The organism is Streptomyces sp. NPDC008150 (genome assembly GCF_042956945.1).
GTDB lineage: Bacteria > Actinomycetota > Actinomycetes > Streptomycetales > Streptomycetaceae > Streptomyces.
Map to the genome: position 1 here is coordinate 34,597 of NZ_JBIBHJ010000021.1, position 16,033 is coordinate 50,629.

Here is a 16,033-nt window from a genome sequence, read left to right on the forward strand (position 1 = left end):
AGCCCCGCGCTCCGGGGCCTGTTCGGAGCACCCCCGGAAACTGTGTAGACTTACCGGCGTTGCTGATCGCACCATGGTGCGGACGGCGCGCCGCCTTAGCTCAGATGGCCAGAGCAACGCACTCGTAATGCGTAGGTCTCGGGTTCGAATCCCGAAGGCGGCTCTGTGGAAGCCCCAGGACTCACTCGCCGTGACCTGGGGCTTTTGCTTGTCCGGGGGCGGCGGGGCCGGACGGCGGGTTCCCTGCGCGGGTGGGGCAGGACCCGAACGTGCGCCCCGGAACCTGTCCGGGGCGCACGTTCGACGGGGTCGGTCAGCGGACGTCGACGTAGTCGCCCGCCGCCGTCGCGGACGCCGTGGTGCTCGTGGCGGTGAAGGCGAAGCGCCAGTAGCCGTCGACCGTTGCCGTGGTCGTGGCCTTCAGGTTGCCGGTGCTGTTGGTCACCACCGACTTCACGGTCGTGTAGGTGGTGGACGTCTTCTTGCGGAACTGGAGCTTGACGGTCTGGCCGGCGTAGCCGTGGTAGCCGCCGAGGGCTTCCCAGTCGGCGCGCGCCAGCTTGCCCGTGACGGTGATCGTCTTGCCCTTGGTGACGGGCTCCGGGGCGGCGTTGACGGTCACGGTCGCGTCCCGTACGAGGGACACCGCCTTGGCCGCGTGGAGGTCGGCGTGCCCGGTGCCGTCGGCCGACTCCGCCCAGGCGGCCAGTTTCCAGCCGCCGGCGAGCGCGTTGCGGCCCAGGTTCCAGCGCGGCTGGAGATAGGCGAACTGTGCCTGGCAGGTGGCCGTGGTCGCCGTCGCCTTCGTGCAGGTGGTCGCCCAGCTCGGATAGAGGACGGCGTCGGGGCTGTCGTAGGTGCCGTGGTAGAGGTACATGCCGCCGCCCGCGATGCCCGAGGGGTCCGTCGCGGTGAAGCCGGCAGTGAAGGTCTGCAGCGGCTGGTCGGTCAGTTCGACCGCCTTGCCCCCGTTGACCACGACGTTGGAGACACGCGTCGCGCCCACCGTCTCGTCGCCCTTGGCCGCGGGGCCCGCGAAGGCGCGCAGCACGGTGCGGGTCAGGGCGCCGCCCTCGTCGTCGGCCGCGCTCACGCGCAGGGAGACGAAGGCCGCCGTGGCGGGGACGTCCAGCGCCGCCGAACCGTCGGCCGCGACGGTCGTCGCGTTCCAGGTCGTGCCGTCGTCGACGGAGTAGGAGAGCGCGGTGACCCGGGTGTTGGCCAGGGCGGGGTCGGTCGCGCGGGTCGTGGCACTCGCCCGGACCTGGACCGGGCCGGCCGTCGCGCGACCGGAGGCGTTCAGCCCCGAGACCGTCAATTTCGTGTCCACGAGCGGCAGTTCGGCAGTCGAGGTGGTGGCGGAACGGAACGTCCACCGGCTGTCCACGTCCGTCGTCAGCCGCGCGTAACCGACCCGGCGGTGGGCGCTCTGGTCCAGCGTGTACGTGGTCCGGGCGGCGGGCAGCACCGACGACGAGAGCTGGTCGTTCACGCCGAGCCCGGACGCCTGGGCGTAGGTGACGCCGTCGGCGGAGGACAGGCGGTACGCGTACGTTGCGCCGTTGTCGGCGGTGTCGTGGCCGCCCGTGTCGGCGAAGGCGTTCGTCTCGGTGAGGGCGATCTTGCTCCCGGTCCGCCGGGAGCCGCCCCACTGCGGGCGGGCCGGCTGGAGGGGAGCCGCGCCCAGCGTCTCTCCGGTGCCGGTCCCGGCGGCGAGCGTGCGGTCGGGGAGGTTGAGCCGGAGCCCGCCGTCGCCGTAATCCAGCAGGCGGCTGTACGTGGTGCCCGGCGTCGCGTACTGGGTGACGGCACCGGCCACGGGGACCGGGGAACCGATGAACACGCCTGTCCATTCGCCGAGTTCGGGCACGCTCAGCAGGGAGGCGTTCGTCCGCGTTCCGGGGGCGTCGACCTGGTCGGTCGTCCGGGCGAGGGTGGCGGTGCGCACCGTCGTCACCGGGGAGGCGGGCACCGTGCCGGCGAAGGTGTGCGTGAGGTCGTACCGGTAGGGACTCGGCGCGCTCGCGGAGGATCCCGCCCGGCCCAGCACCTCGTGCAGGCGCAGTGACACGCCCTTCACGGAGAAGGGGGTGACGTAGATCTTGTCGGCACCGGATCCGGCGAAGCCCGCGATGTCGCCACTGGGGAGGGAGATCCACGCGGCGGCGGAGTACCGGCTCGCGGTCGTGTCGTCGGTGCGGATCGCGGTCTCCTTCGCCAGCCGCTGGTCGAAGGAGACCGTGGTGGCGGCGGACCCGACGGTGAACGTGCGGGTGAGCAGGTAGCTGGGCTGCTGCCAGTCCGCGTGCAGGGCTATGGCGAAGTAGTCGCCCGGCGGCAGCTTCACCGAGGCGGTGGCTCCCGGGGCGTCGCTGTCGACCGCGTACGCCGTCGACGTGGTGCGGTTCCAGACGTAGAACTGCTTCGTCGTGACCGAGGCGTTGGTGATGGCCAGTTTCACCGCGTACGTCGAGGCGGCGGCGGTGAGCGGGCGCAGGCCGGCGCTCATGGTCGAGGGGCCGTCGTCCCCGGTCCCGTCCCGGGTGACCCCGGTGTTGTCCGGGGCGGTGGCCGGGCGGAGGGTCGCGGGTGTGTGGGCGGTGCCTGCCCTGCCGCCGGCGGGGCGTACGGACACCTTGCCGCCCACGGAGGTGACGGCGTAGCGGCTTCCCCGCGCGCCGTTCTCCCGCGGGGGCTCAGTGATGTGGACGTTCTGTCCGTCGACGAGTTCGGCGCTGCCCCCGTCGCCCAACTCCGCGCTCCGCGCCGGGCTTTCGGGCGCCCCCGGCGCGGGCGAGACCACTCCCACGGTCCCTGTGCCGACTGCCCCCACGTTCACGGCGGCGTCGGAGGCCGTCGCCCCTGACGCCAGCAGTGCCGACGCGCTCAGTGCGGTGCCGCACAGCACGGCAGCCGCGGATCTTCGCGTCCGCCGCCTCTGAAAACCGGACATCCGTTGCCCTCCCCTGTTCCCCCGGGGCGCGGCCCGGCGACCTCGTGGCCCCCGTGCGCGTGTCCCCGTAACCCTGTGTCCCTGTGTCCCCGTACGGCTGCGAACGCGCGGCACCACGAGCGTGTCGGCTCGGTGATCCCTTTGCGACCGCCCCCGGCCTGTCGCATCACGGGGGTTGATCAGCAGACTGTAAAGCCTTGGTACAGAGGAGACCAGGTCGGGCCGACGACACCGGCGGCCCCCGGCGCCGAGACGGGCGCCGCGACGGTGGGGCGCCGAGGCGGCGGGCGGGCACCTTCCGCACCACGCACCGGCCCCCGGGCGACGGCGTCGCGGTGGCCGTCGCCACCCGTTGGGCCGTACACCCCCGGCCCGTGCCGAGCAGGTGGGAGCCGGTCCGGGGGCGTTCCCGGCGTCGTGACGCGCGTGTCGTGGATCTTTTTTCCGGCACCCGGCGGCGATGTCGCCGCCGGGTACCTGGCCGACGGTCACACCGGCCCCGGCGAGCAAACCTGCCGCGACGGACGTAGATTTTGACGGGTGAAGCGTAGAGTTTCTGTCGTACGCGTGACATCGAGACAGCGGGGCCCGTTGCGGAACGCGGAAGGGCCGGCCGCACGAGAAGGCCGGTGAGTGGTGGTGAACCCCCACGGGGTCCGGGCGCCCGCAGCGCCCGGGGCCTCCCACGCGTCCCCGGAATGAAGGTGCAATGCCCCCCAGGAATCCCCGTACCCCCAGGCCCGCCGGGACCGGCCGGAGCCACGAGGCCCCCGCGCACACCCTCGACAGCCTCGACGACGACGACTACCCCGCCTTCACCATGGGGCGGGCCGCCGCCATGCTGGACACGACGCCAGCGTTCCTGCGCGCGATCGGCGACGCCGGGCTGATCACGCCGCTGCGCTCCGAGGGCGCCCACCGCCGGTACTCGCGCTACCAGCTCCGCATCGCCGCCCGCGCCCGCGAGCTGGTCGACCAGGGCACCCCGATCGAGGCGGCCTGCCGCATCATCGTGCTGGAGGACCAGCTGGAGGAGGCGCTGCGCATGAACGAGGAGCTGCGGCGCGGCGAGGAAGGCGCCCGGGAGGCGACGTCCGACGCCTGACGGCGACCGGGCGGCCCGCCGAGGGCCGGTGGCCGGTGCATGTGTCCACCGGCGAGAGGTGAATATCTCCCGTCGCCGATGCAGAAATACGGAAAATCGGCGGTGAGGTTTTCTGGTGCCGACGGTGGGTCCGCAAAACTTATCCCACTCTCCGGCGGTACCCGTGCTACGGTTGGTACCAGTTGCAGTTGTGGTTCCCAAAGACTTCAGGTGCTCTCCCGACATTCGTCGAGAAGCACCTTTTTCATTTCCGGTGTTTTCCGGAGGGGAAATCATTGCAGCGACTCCGGGTTCGCAAGGTGCGAGCTCCGGGCACTGCCCCCAAGGGAGATTCAATATGGCATCTGGCACCGTGAAGTGGTTCAACGCGGAAAAGGGCTTCGGCTTCATCGAGCAGGACGGTGGCGGCGCTGACGTGTTCGCCCACTACTCGAACATCGCCACCTCCGGCTTCCGTGAGCTTCAGGAAGGCCAGAAGGTGAACTTCGACGTCACGCAGGGTCAGAAGGGCCCGCAGGCCGAGAACATCGTTCCCGCCTGACGCTGACGCGTAACGCGTGCCGGGCCTGCACCATGGGTGCGGGCCCGGCTCGTTGCCTTGTCCACGACATTCATTGCGCAATGTTCGTGGACTTCGGCAGGTCTGAAGGTTTCGTGAAGGGTGAGTGAACGGCGGCCGAGCCGCCGGGCCGACCCTCTTCCGACCGCATCCGGCGGGACGTCAAACACGCTCCCGCTTTCGCGCCCGTACAGGGGCCGCCGTACTTCTCGGCCAGGCCCGTACTGCCCGGGTGCTCCCTTTCAGGACGTCGTCCGTAGCCGGTTTCCGGCACGGCCGCGCCCGTCTTTTCTACGGCTCGTTCTTGCGAACCCCCATGCGGTGCAACGCCGTTGGGCCGAGTTCCTCGATACGCGCCGCATCGAGGAAGGTTCTGCATGAACCGCACCACCGCACGCAGTGACGGCAACTCCTACCGCTCCCGCAAGAGCGCCTCCGCCGGCGGATCCGTCCGCGGCACCCGTGGGCGCCCGCAGGGTGGCGGCAAGGGCCGTCAGGGCGACCCGTCCCGTTCGGACGGCGGCCGCTCCGGCGGCAACCGGTCGCGCCGGCCCGCCCTCCAGGGCGAGTTCGCGCTGCCCGTGACGGTCACCCCGCCCCTGCCCGCAGTCGAGAGCTTCGAGGAACTCGCGCTTCCCGACAGCCTGTTGGCGGCACTGCGCACGGCCGGGATGGAGACGCCGTTCCCGATCCAGGCGGCCACCCTCCCCAACTCCCTTGCCGGACGCGACGTCCTGGGCCGCGGCCGCACCGGCTCCGGCAAGACGCTCGCCTTCGGCCTCGCGCTGCTGGCCCGCACCGCCGGGCGCCGCGCCGAGCCGCGTCAGCCGCTGGCCCTGGTGCTCGTGCCCACCCGCGAGCTCGCCCAGCAGGTCACCGACGCCCTCACCCCGTACGCCCGGTCACTGCGCCTGCGGCTCACCACCGTCGTCGGCGGCATGTCCATCGGCCGCCAGGCGGGTGCGCTGCGCGGCGGTGCCGAGGTCGTCGTCGCCACGCCGGGCCGGCTCAAGGACCTCCTGGACCGCGGCGACTGCAGCCTCGACCAGGTCGACATCGCCGTCCTCGACGAGGCCGACCAGATGGCCGACATGGGCTTCATGCCGCAGGTCACGCACCTGCTCGACCAGGTCAAGCCCGGCGGACAGCGCCTGCTGTTCTCCGCGACCCTCGACCGCAACGTCGACCTCCTCGTGCGCCGCTACCTGAACGACCCGGTGGTCCACTCCGTCGACCCCGCCGCCGGCGCGGTCACCACCATGGACCACCACGTCCTGCACGTGGACGGCGGCGACAAGCACGCCACCACCACCGAGATCGCCGCCCGCGACGGCCGCGTGATCATGTTCCTGGACACCAAGCACGCGGTGGACCGGCTCACCAAGAACCTGCTGTCCGTGGGCGTGCGGGCCTCCGCCCTGCACGGCGGCAAGTCGCAGCCGCAGCGCAACCGCACCCTCGCGCAGTTCAAGACGGGGCACGTCACCGTCCTGGTCGCCACCAACGTCGCGGCGCGCGGCATCCACGTCGACAACCTCGACCTCGTCGTCAACGTGGACCCGCCCACCGACCACAAGGACTACCTCCACCGCGGCGGCCGTACCGCGCGGGCCGGCGAGTCCGGCACCGTCGTCACGCTGGTGCTGCCCGAGCAGCGCCGCTCGATGACCCGCCTGCTGTCCGACGCCGGCATCCGCGCCCAGGTCACCAAGGTGCGCCCCGGTGAGCCCGAGCTGGTCCGCATCACGGGTGCGCAGGAGCCGACGGGTGTGCCCGTCGTCGTCGCGGCGCCGCCCGCGGAGCGCCCCGTGCGCTCCGACCCGGCCAACCGCGCCCGGCGCAGCCGCAGGGCCCGCCCGCGCCGTCGTCCCACCGGGGGCGGCGCCGCGGCGTAACGGGTGCGGTCGTAGCACCTGGCGCTTGAACGTCTGAACAGAGCGGCGGTGGAAGGGAGTTGAACTCCCTCCCACCGCCGCTTCCGTGTGTGCGGGGCCGGTCGGTCGGGCCGGGTGGTTACTTCGCGTCCGCGTAGCACTTGACCACGGCGGTGGTGAACGGGATGCGGACCGGGGTCTCGCCGAACGTCAGCCGGGCCGCCAGGTCCGACGCCTCGCGAACGGCGGCGACGACGGTGTCCGCCTCCTCCTTCGGACAGTGCACGATCACCTCGTCGTGCTGGAAGAAGACCAGCTCGGCCGCCATGCCGGCACACGTCCGCCGCAGTGCGGCAAGCAGCAGCAGCGTCCAGTCGGCGGCGCTGCCCTGCACCACGAAGTTGCGCGCGAAGCGGCCGCGGGCACGGGAGTTGGTGGACGCGTACCCGGGCATCCACTGCTGGTCCTCGGCGTCGGCGCCGCCGCCCGTGTCCGGGGGCCCGGCCGGGTCGTCCTGCGGGATGCCGGCCTCCTCCGTCGCGTCGGCGCCCGTGCCCACGGCGGGCGGGCAGGTGCGGCCGAGCCAGGTGCGGACGAGCCGCCCCTCCTCGCCCGCGCGGGCCGCGTCGTCGACGTAGGCGACCGCCTTCGGGAAGCGGCGGCGCAGGGCGGCCAGGTTCTTCAGGCCGTCGCCGGAGGTCTGGCCGTACACCGCGCCGAGGACGGCGAGCTTGGCCTGCGCGCGGTCGCCGGAGAAGGCGCGGTCGGAGACCGACTGGTAGAGGTCGCTCTCCCGTCCGGCCACCTCCATCAGCGCCGGGTCGCGCGAGATGGCCGCCAGCACGCGGGGCTCCATCTGGTCCGCGTCCGCGACGACCAGCCGCCAGCCCGGGTCGGCGACGACGGCCCGGCGGATCACCTTGGGGATCTGGAGGGCGCCGCCGCCGTTGGTGACCCAGCGGCCGGTGACGGTGCCGCCCGCGTGGAACTCGGGGCGGAAACGGCCCTCCCGCACCCAGTCCTGGAGCCACGACCAGCCGTGCGCGACCCAGATGCGGTAGAGCTTCTTGTACTCGATCAGGGGTTTCACCGCCGGGTGGTCGACGGACTGGATCTCCCACCGCCGGGTCGACCTCACCTTGACGCCCGCGCGCGCGAACGCCTTGACCACCTCGGCCGGCAGGTCGGGCCGGACCCGGTGGCCGAAGGCAGCGGACACCTCGTCGGCCAGTTCGGCGAGACGCCGGGGCTCGCCGCCGCCCGCGTACCGGTCGCCGAGCAGTTCGTGCAGGACCTCCCGGTGCACGTCCGCGCGCCAGGGCAGCCCGGCGCGGTTCATCTCGGCGGCCACCAGCATCCCGGCCGACTCCGCCGACGTCAGCAGCGTCATCCGCGCCGGATGCGCGGTCGCCGCGTGCCGTCGCAGCTGCTCGGCGTAGACCGCGGTGAGGTCGGCGAGCGGGAGCCGGGTGCCCTCCGGTTCGAACAGGGACGACTGGGCGCCCGGGTCGGCGGAACGCGGCGGCGGGTCCGGCGGCACCGGGCCGCCGCGCAGCCGGCCCAGGGCGGCCGCGGCGGAGCGGGGTTCGCCGAGTCTGCCCTCGTGGCCGAGCAGCAGCGTCTCGGCGTCCTCGATGTCGTAGCAGCGCTCGACGCGGACGCCGGCGGCGAGCAGGCGCGGGTAGATCTCGGCGGTCGAGCGCCACACCCAGCGGGTGACGTCGGGGCGGGAGCGCACCGCCTCGGCCGCGTCCGCCTCGCGGCGCGCGGGTCCGGCGGGCAGCCCGTCCGGACCGAGGGGGGCGACCTCGGCGCCGCCGTCCTCGGCCGGTGCGAGCACCCAGCGTTCGGCCACGCCACGAGTCTGTCAGCAGGGTCTGACATCGGCCGGGCGGCGGGGCGGCCCGGCGGCCGTGCGGCGGGGTGGTGGGGCGCGGCCGTCAGTCCTGCTGCGGGGTCTCCGAAGTCGCCTCCGGGGTCTCCGGGTTCTGCTGCGCGTTCACCAGCAGGGACAGCATCTGGGCCACGAAGCGTTCGGTGCCGTCCTTGTCGACGCCGAGGCCGCTGAGGACGCCCGTGCCGTTCTCGAACTCGAGGAGGGCGAGCAGGATGTGTTCGGTGCCGATGTAGTTGTGGCCGAGGCGCAGCGCCTCGCGGAAGGTCAGTTCCAGGACCTTCTTCGCCTCGGGGCCGTAGGGGACGAGTTCGGGGACCTTCTCGCCCTCGCCCGCGGCGGGCGGGAGCTGGGCGGTCGCCGCCTCGCGCACGGCCTCCAGCGTGACTCCCTGCGCGACGATCGCCCGCGCGGCGAACGCCTCGGGCTCCGACAGCAGGCCGAGGACCAGGTGCGCGGGCCGGCCTTCCGCGTTGCGGGCGCGGACAGCCTCGCCGTGGGCGGCCATCACCACCTTGCGGGCACGCTCGGTGTAACGGGCGAAGCCCTGGCCGGGGTCGATGTCGTTGGTCTCCTTGGGCACGAACCGCTTCTGCGCCGCCTGACGGGTGACTCCCATGCTCCTGCCGATGTCCGTCCAGGAGGCGCCGGAGCGGCGGGCCTGGTCCACGAAGTGGCCGATGAGGTGGTCCGCGACGTCACCGAGGTGCTCGGCGGCGAGGACAGCGTCCTGGAGCTGGTCCAGGCTGTCGCTGTGGACCTTCTTGATGGCGTCGATCAGGTCGTCGAGTCGCGGGGATGCGGGGCCGAGCGGGTTCGTCGTCATGTGTCAACCGTAAGTTGACAGTAGCCGACTGTCAACCCAAGGTTGACAAGTGAGGAGCTTTGGTCAGGTCGGAGAAGTTATCCACAGGGTGTGGACGGAAAATGATGGCGCTCGACCGGACATGGCACGATCGACGGGTGAGTACGACCAGCAGCACCGTGACACGCGCCTTCGAGACGGCGCTCTATGCCTCCGCGCCCCGGACCCGGTCCGGCCGCGGCGGCGGTTCCGTCGACGACGCCCTCGACGCGGCGGCCTCCCTGCTCGCGGCCGACCCCGCGGCGGACACCGAACTCGCCCTGCGCGGGGCGGAGTTCGTGGCGGGCGCCTGGCGGCGCGGCTGGCAGCCGGCCGATGTCGTGCGGCTCGTCCGGCGGGACCTCGACGACACGCACGTGCGCATACTCGCCGGACTGATCCGGGCGCAGGTGCCCCAGGACAGGCCTCGCGGGCGCCGCTGGACCGACCAACTCGCCGACCTGCCCGCGGGCGACCCGCCCCGCACCGACCGCTTCTCGTACGCCACCACCGTCCTTGAGCTCTACCGCCTGCTCCTCGCCCTGCCCACACTCGAACCCCTCGACGACCCGATACGCCGGAACGGACGGGGCGTGGACGGCGCCGGCGGAGGGCACCGCACGGGCACCGAGTCCCGGATGCTGACCCGGATCCGGGCGCTGCTCGCCAAGGCGGAGGGCACCGAGTACCCCGAGGAGGCGGAGGCGCTGAGTGCCAAGGCACAGGAGCTGATGGCCCGGCACACCATCGACGAGGCGCTGCTCGCCGCCGGGACGCCCACCGGCGACGGTCCCGTGGCCTGGCGCATAGGCGTCGAACCGCCGTACGAACAGGCCAAGGCGATCCTGCTGGACGCGGTGGCCACCGCCAACCACTGCCAGGCGGTGTGGAACGAGCCGTTCATGTTCTCCACCGTCGTGGGCTTCGAGACCGACCTGGAGTCCGTCGAGGTGCTGTACACCTCGCTGCTCGTCCAGGCCACCAGCGCGATGACCCGCGCGGAGGCCGCGGTCAGGGCACCGCGGCCGGGCGCGGAGGCACGGGCCCGGGGTGCCGCGGGCGGGGGTGGTACGGGCGGGGGAGGCACGGGCGGTGGGCGCCGACGCACCAAGACGTTCCGGCAGTCGTTCCTCGCGGCCTACGCGCACCGCATCGGCACACGGCTGGCCGCCGCAGCGGAGACCCAGGTGACCGACGACCTGCTTCCGGTCCTGGCCACCCGTGAGGTCGCGGTCAAGGACCGGGTCGAGCACCTGTTCCCTCGGACTACCACGACCCGGTTGCGGGGAGTCAGCGACGAGGCGGGCTGGACGGAGGGCTCCCGCGCGGCGGACAGGGCCCGGGTGGGAGGAGGGCGACCGTCGCTGCCGTGAGGGCGGTGGGGTGGCGGGGGCGGTGGAGCTGTGGGTGGTCTGTGCCGGGGCGCGAGTGCGGGGGTGCGGGGCTACGCCGGGGTGGCGCGGGGGTGGCTGGTGCGGCGGTGCGGCGGTGCGGCTGGGGTGCGCGTATAGCGGGGCGGGGCGTGAGGGTGACGCTGCGGTGCGGCCCTGCCGTGGAGCGAATGCGGCAGCGCGGAGCGTGAGCGCGGTGGTGCGGCCGTACGACGAAGCGTGAGGGGGCGGGGCGCGCGCTTCCGTGAAGGGGGTGGGAGGGGTGGGGTGGGGTGGGAGGGGGGAGGGGGAGGGGGAGGGGCCCCCGGGGTGTGTTTTGTGTCCGGTGGTCGTCGGCGGCAACTTCCGTAGGCTGGCTGAATGGGCTGGTTTCGGGCGCTGAGAACCACCGCGCGCTCGGGGTTCGTGGTCGAGCGCAAGCGGCTTGAACCGCTGGTCGCGCTGCGCGGCGCCGCGGGGCTCGCCATCGTGATCGCGGTGACCCTGGCGACGCTGGGCCCGGCGGCTGCGGCGGGCGCGGCGTTCGGTGCGTTCCAGGCGGCGCTCGCCACGTTCGAGCGGAGTTGGCGGCCCCGTCCCGAACTCGCGCTGGCGTCCGGCGTCAGTCTCGCCCTCTCCAGCTTCATCGGCTACGTCACGGTCTCCCAGCGGCCGCTGTTCCTGATCGTGTTGCTGCTGTGGACCTTCGTCGCCGGGCTGAGCTGGGCCGCGGGTCCCACGATCGGCATCATCGCCTCCTCCAACGTCGCGATCATGCTCGTCACCGTCACCCTGCCGACATCGCTCGGCGAGGCCGCCGGGCACGCCGGCCTGATGGTCGCGGGCGGTCTCGTGCAGGCCGCGTTGATCGTGCTGTTCCCGGTGCGCCGCTGGGGGCAGCACCGCGACGCCCTCGCGGACGCGCTGGCCGCCGTGGCGGACTACGCGCGGCGGCTGCGTTACGACCCGGTCGCCCCGTTCGACCCGGAGCCGCTGATGGTGGCACGTCAGGCGGCGGCGCTCACCCCGCGCCAGGCGCGCAACCGGCCGGCCGAGCTGCACGGTGCGCGGGGCCTCGCGGAACGTGTGCGTCCGGTGCTCGCGTCCCTCGCGGATCCGGCCGTGGGGGTGCCCGAGGACGGCCCGGAACGTGACCGCGTCCGCGAGCTCCTCGCCTCCGCCGGCACCATCCTCGACGCCGCCGCCCGCGCCATCCGCCGCGGTGAGCCCGTCGTGCTGCCAGGGGGTGCCATCGGCGCGTTCCGCACGCCGGACACGGGGTCGATCCTCACCGGCCCGCCGTACCGTGCGGCGATCCGGCTCGGACGGCTGGTGCTGGACGTCCTGGAGACGGCCGGTGGCGGTACGCCGGAGCCGGAGCCGATGCCGGAGCCGACACCGCCGAAGCCGCAGCGGACGCCGGAACCGTCGTCCGCTTCCGGCGTTCCCGAACCGGCCGTGCCATACGCCGCGCCGCGCTCCGGAGAGGCGCCGGATGCGCAGGTCGCGTCGGCGGTCGGCGAGGCCGCGGCGGCGGAGACCGAGGCGGAGAAGGAGGCCGGCGCCGATGCCGTGGCCGCGGCCGTGGTGGGGGCGGGCACGGCGATGGGTGCCGCGTTGCCGGTGCCCGACCTGGTGCGGGCCGGAGAAGCGGCGGAGGAAGAGGCGGCAGCGGCGGACGCCGTTGCCGGAGCCGGAACCGGAACCGGGACGCCCTCCGCAGGCGGCACCCCCGCCGGCCCCCCGCCTCCCGTGCCCCGCGGTGCCTCGACCCCGCACCGGAATCGGCCCGGCGTCCTCGGGCTGGCCCCGCTCGCCCTGCGGGCCATGCGCGCCGAGGTGTTCCGGGACTCGCCCGTCGCGCGGCACGCCGTCAGGCTGGCCGCCGTCGCGGTGGTGGGTTACGTGCTGGGCACCGCGCTGCCGCTCGGGCACGGCTACTGGGCGCCGCTCGCGTCCGTCATGATCATGCGTCCCGACTTCTCGCAGACGTACAGCCGCGCCGTCGCCCGGTTCGGCGGCACCCTCGTCGGTGTCGCCCTCGCCACGGCCGTCGTGCAGGTGGTGGGGCCGGGCACGTATGTGTCGGGCGGTCTGGCCGTCGTCAGCGCGGGGCTGATGTATCTCCTCATGCGCACAGGGCAGTTCGCCACGCAGGCGTGCGGTACCGCGTACGTCGTCTTCCTGCTCGGCATGGGCGGCCAGCAGTGGACGCAGACGGTGCCCGAACGTGTGCTGCTCACGCTGCTCGGCGGAGTCCTGGCGATGGTGGCGTACGCGGTGTACCCGGCCTGGGAGACCCCGCGCCTGCGCACCCGGCTCGCCGACTGGCTTGCGGCGCAGGGCAGGTACGCGGCCTGCGTGGTCCGGCACTACGCGGAACCCGTCGGCAAGACCGCTCCGGACGTGCGGGAGGCGCTGCTCGGCTCCCGGTCCGCCCGCGTCGCCTGGCACCAGGCCCTGGAGCACGCGAGGGACGAGCCGGTACGGCACCGCGGTCTGTCCCACGCGGCGGCCGACGACGCCATCGCCCAACTCGGCCGGGTGGCCATGCTGTTGGAGGCACACCTGCCCGAGCGGGACGCACGTCCGACACCGTCCGCGGCGCGGCTGGCGGAGGCGCTGCGGACGTCGACCCAGCACGGTGCGCGGGCCGTTCGGGAGCGGCGGGTGCCCGCCTGGGACGCGGTGCGGGACGCGCTCGGCGACGACGGCGGCCTGGCGGCCGAGGGCGTCGATCCCGTGGTGCGCGACGGCGGCAGACTTCTCCTGGAGCACCTGCGGGAGCTGTCCGACGCGCTCGACACGGCGGTCTCGCCGGTGGGGGTCGACAGCAAGGGCGTTACACGAAGCGGGAGTTGACGCCTCGGCCGAAACGAGCCCCCTCGACGCCGCACCGTCCGCCCCGCGCACCGTCCGCCCGGCGTGTCCCGAGTCCGCAGTACGTACCGGTACTCAAGAAGTACTCGTGCTCGTCGGCAAACCCGACGGGAGTTTGCCGCCCTCGGCGCGTGTGTACGTCTCGGAGCCGAGGCCGCTCTTCCATGTGACCTTGAGCGTCGTGCTGTTGACCGAGTCGACGGTGCCCTTCGCGCGGTCCTTGGAACCGTCCACGCACGTGAGGCGGATCGAACTGCCGCTCGCCGTACCGCTGCACACCGTGCCGCCGGTGGCGAAGAGGCCGGCCTTGTCGCCCGTGATCACCAGGGCCACCGCCTTGCCGCCGGTGGTCGCGAGCCAACTGCCGGGCAGCCCGCCCGGCGATTCCGTACCGTCCGTGCTTCCCGAACCGGCCGAGCCGCCACCGGTGTTCGCGGTGGCGGTGGAGGTCGCGGAGGCGCTGGAGGAGGCGTCGTCCCCGCCGCCTCCGCCGTCGCACGCGGCCAGAGCCAGGACGAGTGCGCCGGAAACGCCGACGGCCGCCGCCGTCGACCGGGCCCGGCGGCGGAGTGCCGACCGGCCCCGGCCCCGGACCCGGGATCCGGCCGCTCCGGCGGCCGAGGCCGAGGCGCGGGTGGTGGAGGCGGGAGGAGCGGCCGGGACGGCCGAAGCCGGCGGAGTCGCTGAGATCGCCGAAGTCACTGGTAACCCCCAAGCTGTGGCCCGCCTGCCGGTCACGGAACCGGTCCGCGGCCGTCCGGACGGACATGCCGGACCGACCGCAGCAAGCTACCAGGGGTTACCCGGACGACCCACGCGGAGTCCGCCCCGCACTCCCCGTGCGCCCCCGTCCGTCCCGCCGCCCGTCGCGTGCACGTGATCCGAGTGCCCCACCCGGAACCCTCGGCCCCGGATAAACGTTTTAGCAACAGAGGCCCCCTCGATAACAGGCCCCACCCCCTGCCCCGCCTCACTCACCCCCACCCGGAATCGGCCACCGAGCCTCCGTCACCGCCCCCACGCAAGCCCCCACAACCCCTCACGACCCGCCACGTTGCCCCACCCTCCAACACCCCGCGGAGCCGGTGCCCGCATGCGTGAGAGGCGGGCGGGAACCCGTCAGGTCGGGCACCGGTGAGGACGGGGAGCCAGGTCGGCGGAGCTGTAATCGCGCCACCACCCCTCGTGCACGTGCATTTGCTCATGCATCTGCACGTGAACAGGGTTATGATCCCCGTCAGTTGACCACTGCATCTATGGCCCTCACCGGCCGGTGCACCACCGGGGAGCGACCTGTGGAACACGACGTGTACGACGCGTTTGACGTTGCCGACGCGTCCGGCGTGTACAACGGCATGGCCGCCGCGGCACTGGACGGCGTCGCCTGGCAGAAGTCCCGGCACAGCAACTCGCAGGGGTCCTGCGTGGAGTTCGCGCGGCTGCCGGGCGGTGACGTGGCGGTGCGCAACTCGCGTTTCCCGGACGGTCCTGCCCTCGTCTACACGCGGGCGGAGATCGAGGCGATGCTTCTGGGCATCAAGGACGGCGAGTTCGACCACCTGATTCTGAACTGACCGTCCGGCGAGCCGTGTTGCACGGTGGGTCGGCAATTCCGGGCGCACCCGGCGCACCCGGCGGCCGGTGCGAAGAGGGTCAGGCTCCGAAGGCCGGGACGGAAGGCGCGGCGGCGGCCGAAGCGGAAGGCACGGCGGCCGGAACCGGAACCGGACCCGAAGCCGGGCCGCAGCCCGTCGCGCGGGACGGCCCGGGGGGCCGGCGGTGTCGCCGGCATCGCTCCGGAGAAGGAAATCCAGTCACCGTCGGCATACACGCTGTAACGCGCGTAGACCCTTGGCGCGCAAAGAGAGCGGGGGTCGTCAGCGGTCGGGGTGGAGCTGGAACATGGCCCAGACGACCTTGCCGGTGAGGGTGCCCGCGAGCGGGTGCCAGCCCCAGCCGTCGCTGAACGACTCGACGAGGAAGAGGCCGCGTCCCGACTCCGCGGAGCAGTCGTCCGAGTCGCCGGCGACCGGTGTGCCGCGGCTGGTGTCGCGCACCGCGCACACCAGTCGCTCCGTCCAGCGCATCAGATGCAGCCGTACGGGCGCGGTGGGGTCCTGCGGAGTGGGTTCGCGGGGTATCGCGTGGCGCAGGGCGTTGGTCACCAGTTCGGAGACCACGAGACAGGCGTCGTCGAAGCGGTCGCCGACGTCCCACTGTCCGAGGGTCCTGCGGGTGAACTGCCGTGCCTCACGCACCGATTCGAGGCGGGCGGGCAGGGCGCAGGTGGCGGCGTTGCGCGCTGCTGCGGGATCCAGCGGCGGAAGGCCCTGCCTCAACGGCTCGAGCATGGTCGATCCATTCGTCCCCATGCGAGGCACTCCCGGGGTTCGCGGTCGTGGCGATGCAGCGGTTGCGCGGGACCATGGTTTCCGATGCGTCCGGCAGATGCAAGGGCAGATGCACGTGCACGAGACCGAAATGGACGTGACCGTACCGCTTCTGGGTCATTTTTTCCCCCGTCCGCAGCACGTCTTCCCCCGCTTTTGCGCCG

The 16,033-nt window shown here is 73.1% G+C and carries 11 protein-coding genes and 1 tRNA gene; 7 read left to right on the plus strand and 5 right to left on the minus strand.

All coding sequences use genetic code 11. The annotated features are described in order from the left end of the window. Positions 1 to 89: 89 nt before the first annotated feature. Positions 90 to 163 (plus strand) — tRNA-Thr (locus ACFZA0_RS34785). Between the two features lie 150 nt (positions 164 to 313). Here the strand turns inward: ACFZA0_RS34785 and ACFZA0_RS34790 are convergent. Continuing rightward, on the minus strand, positions 314 to 2,953 hold the full coding sequence (locus ACFZA0_RS34790) for a hypothetical protein (RefSeq protein WP_391024422.1): 2,640 nt from the start codon (positions 2,951 to 2,953) through the stop codon (positions 314 to 316). Between the two features lie 709 nt (positions 2,954 to 3,662). On the opposite strand from ACFZA0_RS34790, the gene ACFZA0_RS34795 reads away from it, so the two are divergent. From ACFZA0_RS34795 to ACFZA0_RS34805, 3 genes are all read left to right on the plus strand, one after another. After that, a complete protein-coding gene (locus ACFZA0_RS34795; protein WP_391024423.1) occupies positions 3,663 to 4,058 on the plus strand; it encodes a MerR family transcriptional regulator in 396 nt (131 codons plus the stop codon). A 337-nt stretch (positions 4,059 to 4,395) separates the two neighbouring features. Further along, complete coding sequence (locus tag ACFZA0_RS34800) at positions 4,396 to 4,599, plus strand: cold-shock protein (RefSeq protein WP_010985872.1); 204 nt, start codon at positions 4,396 to 4,398, stop codon at positions 4,597 to 4,599. Between the two features lie 395 nt (positions 4,600 to 4,994). Further along, positions 4,995 to 6,512, plus strand: a complete 1,518-nt coding sequence (locus ACFZA0_RS34805; RefSeq protein ID WP_391024424.1) for a DEAD/DEAH box helicase — start codon at positions 4,995 to 4,997, stop codon at positions 6,510 to 6,512. A 118-nt stretch (positions 6,513 to 6,630) separates the two neighbouring features. Here the strand turns inward: ACFZA0_RS34805 and ACFZA0_RS34810 are convergent, their stop codons facing one another. Together ACFZA0_RS34810 and ACFZA0_RS34815 are read right to left on the minus strand one after the other, a co-directional pair. Beyond that, positions 6,631 to 8,346, minus strand: a complete 1,716-nt coding sequence (locus tag ACFZA0_RS34810; protein ID WP_391024425.1) for a bifunctional 3'-5' exonuclease/DNA polymerase — start codon at positions 8,344 to 8,346, stop codon at positions 6,631 to 6,633. 85 nt (positions 8,347 to 8,431) lie between these two features. Further along, complete coding sequence (locus tag ACFZA0_RS34815; protein ID WP_391024426.1) at positions 8,432 to 9,211, minus strand: Clp protease N-terminal domain-containing protein; 780 nt, start codon at positions 9,209 to 9,211, stop codon at positions 8,432 to 8,434. Between the two features lie 104 nt (positions 9,212 to 9,315). On the opposite strand from ACFZA0_RS34815, the gene ACFZA0_RS34820 reads away from it, so the two are divergent. Both ACFZA0_RS34820 and ACFZA0_RS34825 read left to right on the plus strand, forming a co-directional pair. Continuing rightward, the gene (locus ACFZA0_RS34820) at positions 9,316 to 10,602 is read left to right on the plus strand and encodes a DUF2786 domain-containing protein (RefSeq protein ID WP_391024534.1); all 1,287 of its coding nucleotides are present in this window, start codon (positions 9,316 to 9,318) and stop codon (positions 10,600 to 10,602) included. Between the two features lie 378 nt (positions 10,603 to 10,980). Then, positions 10,981 to 13,461, plus strand: coding sequence for an FUSC family protein (locus ACFZA0_RS34825; protein WP_391024428.1), 2,481 nt, complete (start codon positions 10,981 to 10,983; stop codon positions 13,459 to 13,461). A 93-nt stretch (positions 13,462 to 13,554) separates the two neighbouring features. Here the strand turns inward: ACFZA0_RS34825 and ACFZA0_RS34830 are convergent, their stop codons facing one another. Beyond that, positions 13,555 to 14,181 (minus strand): hypothetical protein, encoded by a 627-nt coding sequence (locus ACFZA0_RS34830; protein ID WP_391024429.1) that lies wholly within the window; start codon positions 14,179 to 14,181, stop codon positions 13,555 to 13,557. Positions 14,182 to 14,774: 593 nt separating this feature from the next. Here ACFZA0_RS34830 and ACFZA0_RS34835 point away from each other — a divergent pair. Further along, entirely contained in the window at positions 14,775 to 15,053 is a 279-nt protein-coding gene (locus ACFZA0_RS34835) for a DUF397 domain-containing protein (protein ID WP_391024431.1), read from the plus strand. A gap of 303 nt (positions 15,054 to 15,356) precedes the next feature. Here the strand turns inward: ACFZA0_RS34835 and ACFZA0_RS34840 are convergent, their stop codons facing one another. Continuing rightward, on the minus strand, positions 15,357 to 15,851 hold the full coding sequence (locus ACFZA0_RS34840; protein WP_391024432.1) for an ATP-binding protein: 495 nt from the start codon (positions 15,849 to 15,851) through the stop codon (positions 15,357 to 15,359). Positions 15,852 to 16,033: the final 182 nt, after the last annotated feature.

Bases quoted from the DNA above. Each gene is read 5' to 3' on its own strand.
- ACFZA0_RS34790 (WP_391024422.1), bottom strand. From the start codon at position 2,953: ATGTCCGGTTTTCAGAGGCGGCGGACGCGAAGATCCGCGGCTGCCGTG.
- ACFZA0_RS34795 (WP_391024423.1), top strand. From the start codon at position 3,663: ATGCCCCCCAGGAATCCCCGTACCCCCAGGCCCGCCGGGACCGGCCGG.
- ACFZA0_RS34800 (WP_010985872.1), top strand. From the start codon at position 4,396: ATGGCATCTGGCACCGTGAAGTGGTTCAACGCGGAAAAGGGCTTCGGC.
- ACFZA0_RS34805 (WP_391024424.1), top strand. From the start codon at position 4,995: ATGAACCGCACCACCGCACGCAGTGACGGCAACTCCTACCGCTCCCGC.
- ACFZA0_RS34815 (WP_391024426.1), bottom strand. From the start codon at position 9,211: ATGACGACGAACCCGCTCGGCCCCGCATCCCCGCGACTCGACGACCTG.
- ACFZA0_RS34820 (WP_391024534.1), top strand. From the start codon at position 9,316: ATGGCGCTCGACCGGACATGGCACGATCGACGGGTGAGTACGACCAGC.
- ACFZA0_RS34825 (WP_391024428.1), top strand. From the start codon at position 10,981: ATGGGCTGGTTTCGGGCGCTGAGAACCACCGCGCGCTCGGGGTTCGTG.
- ACFZA0_RS34840 (WP_391024432.1), bottom strand. From the start codon at position 15,851: ATGGGGACGAATGGATCGACCATGCTCGAGCCGTTGAGGCAGGGCCTT.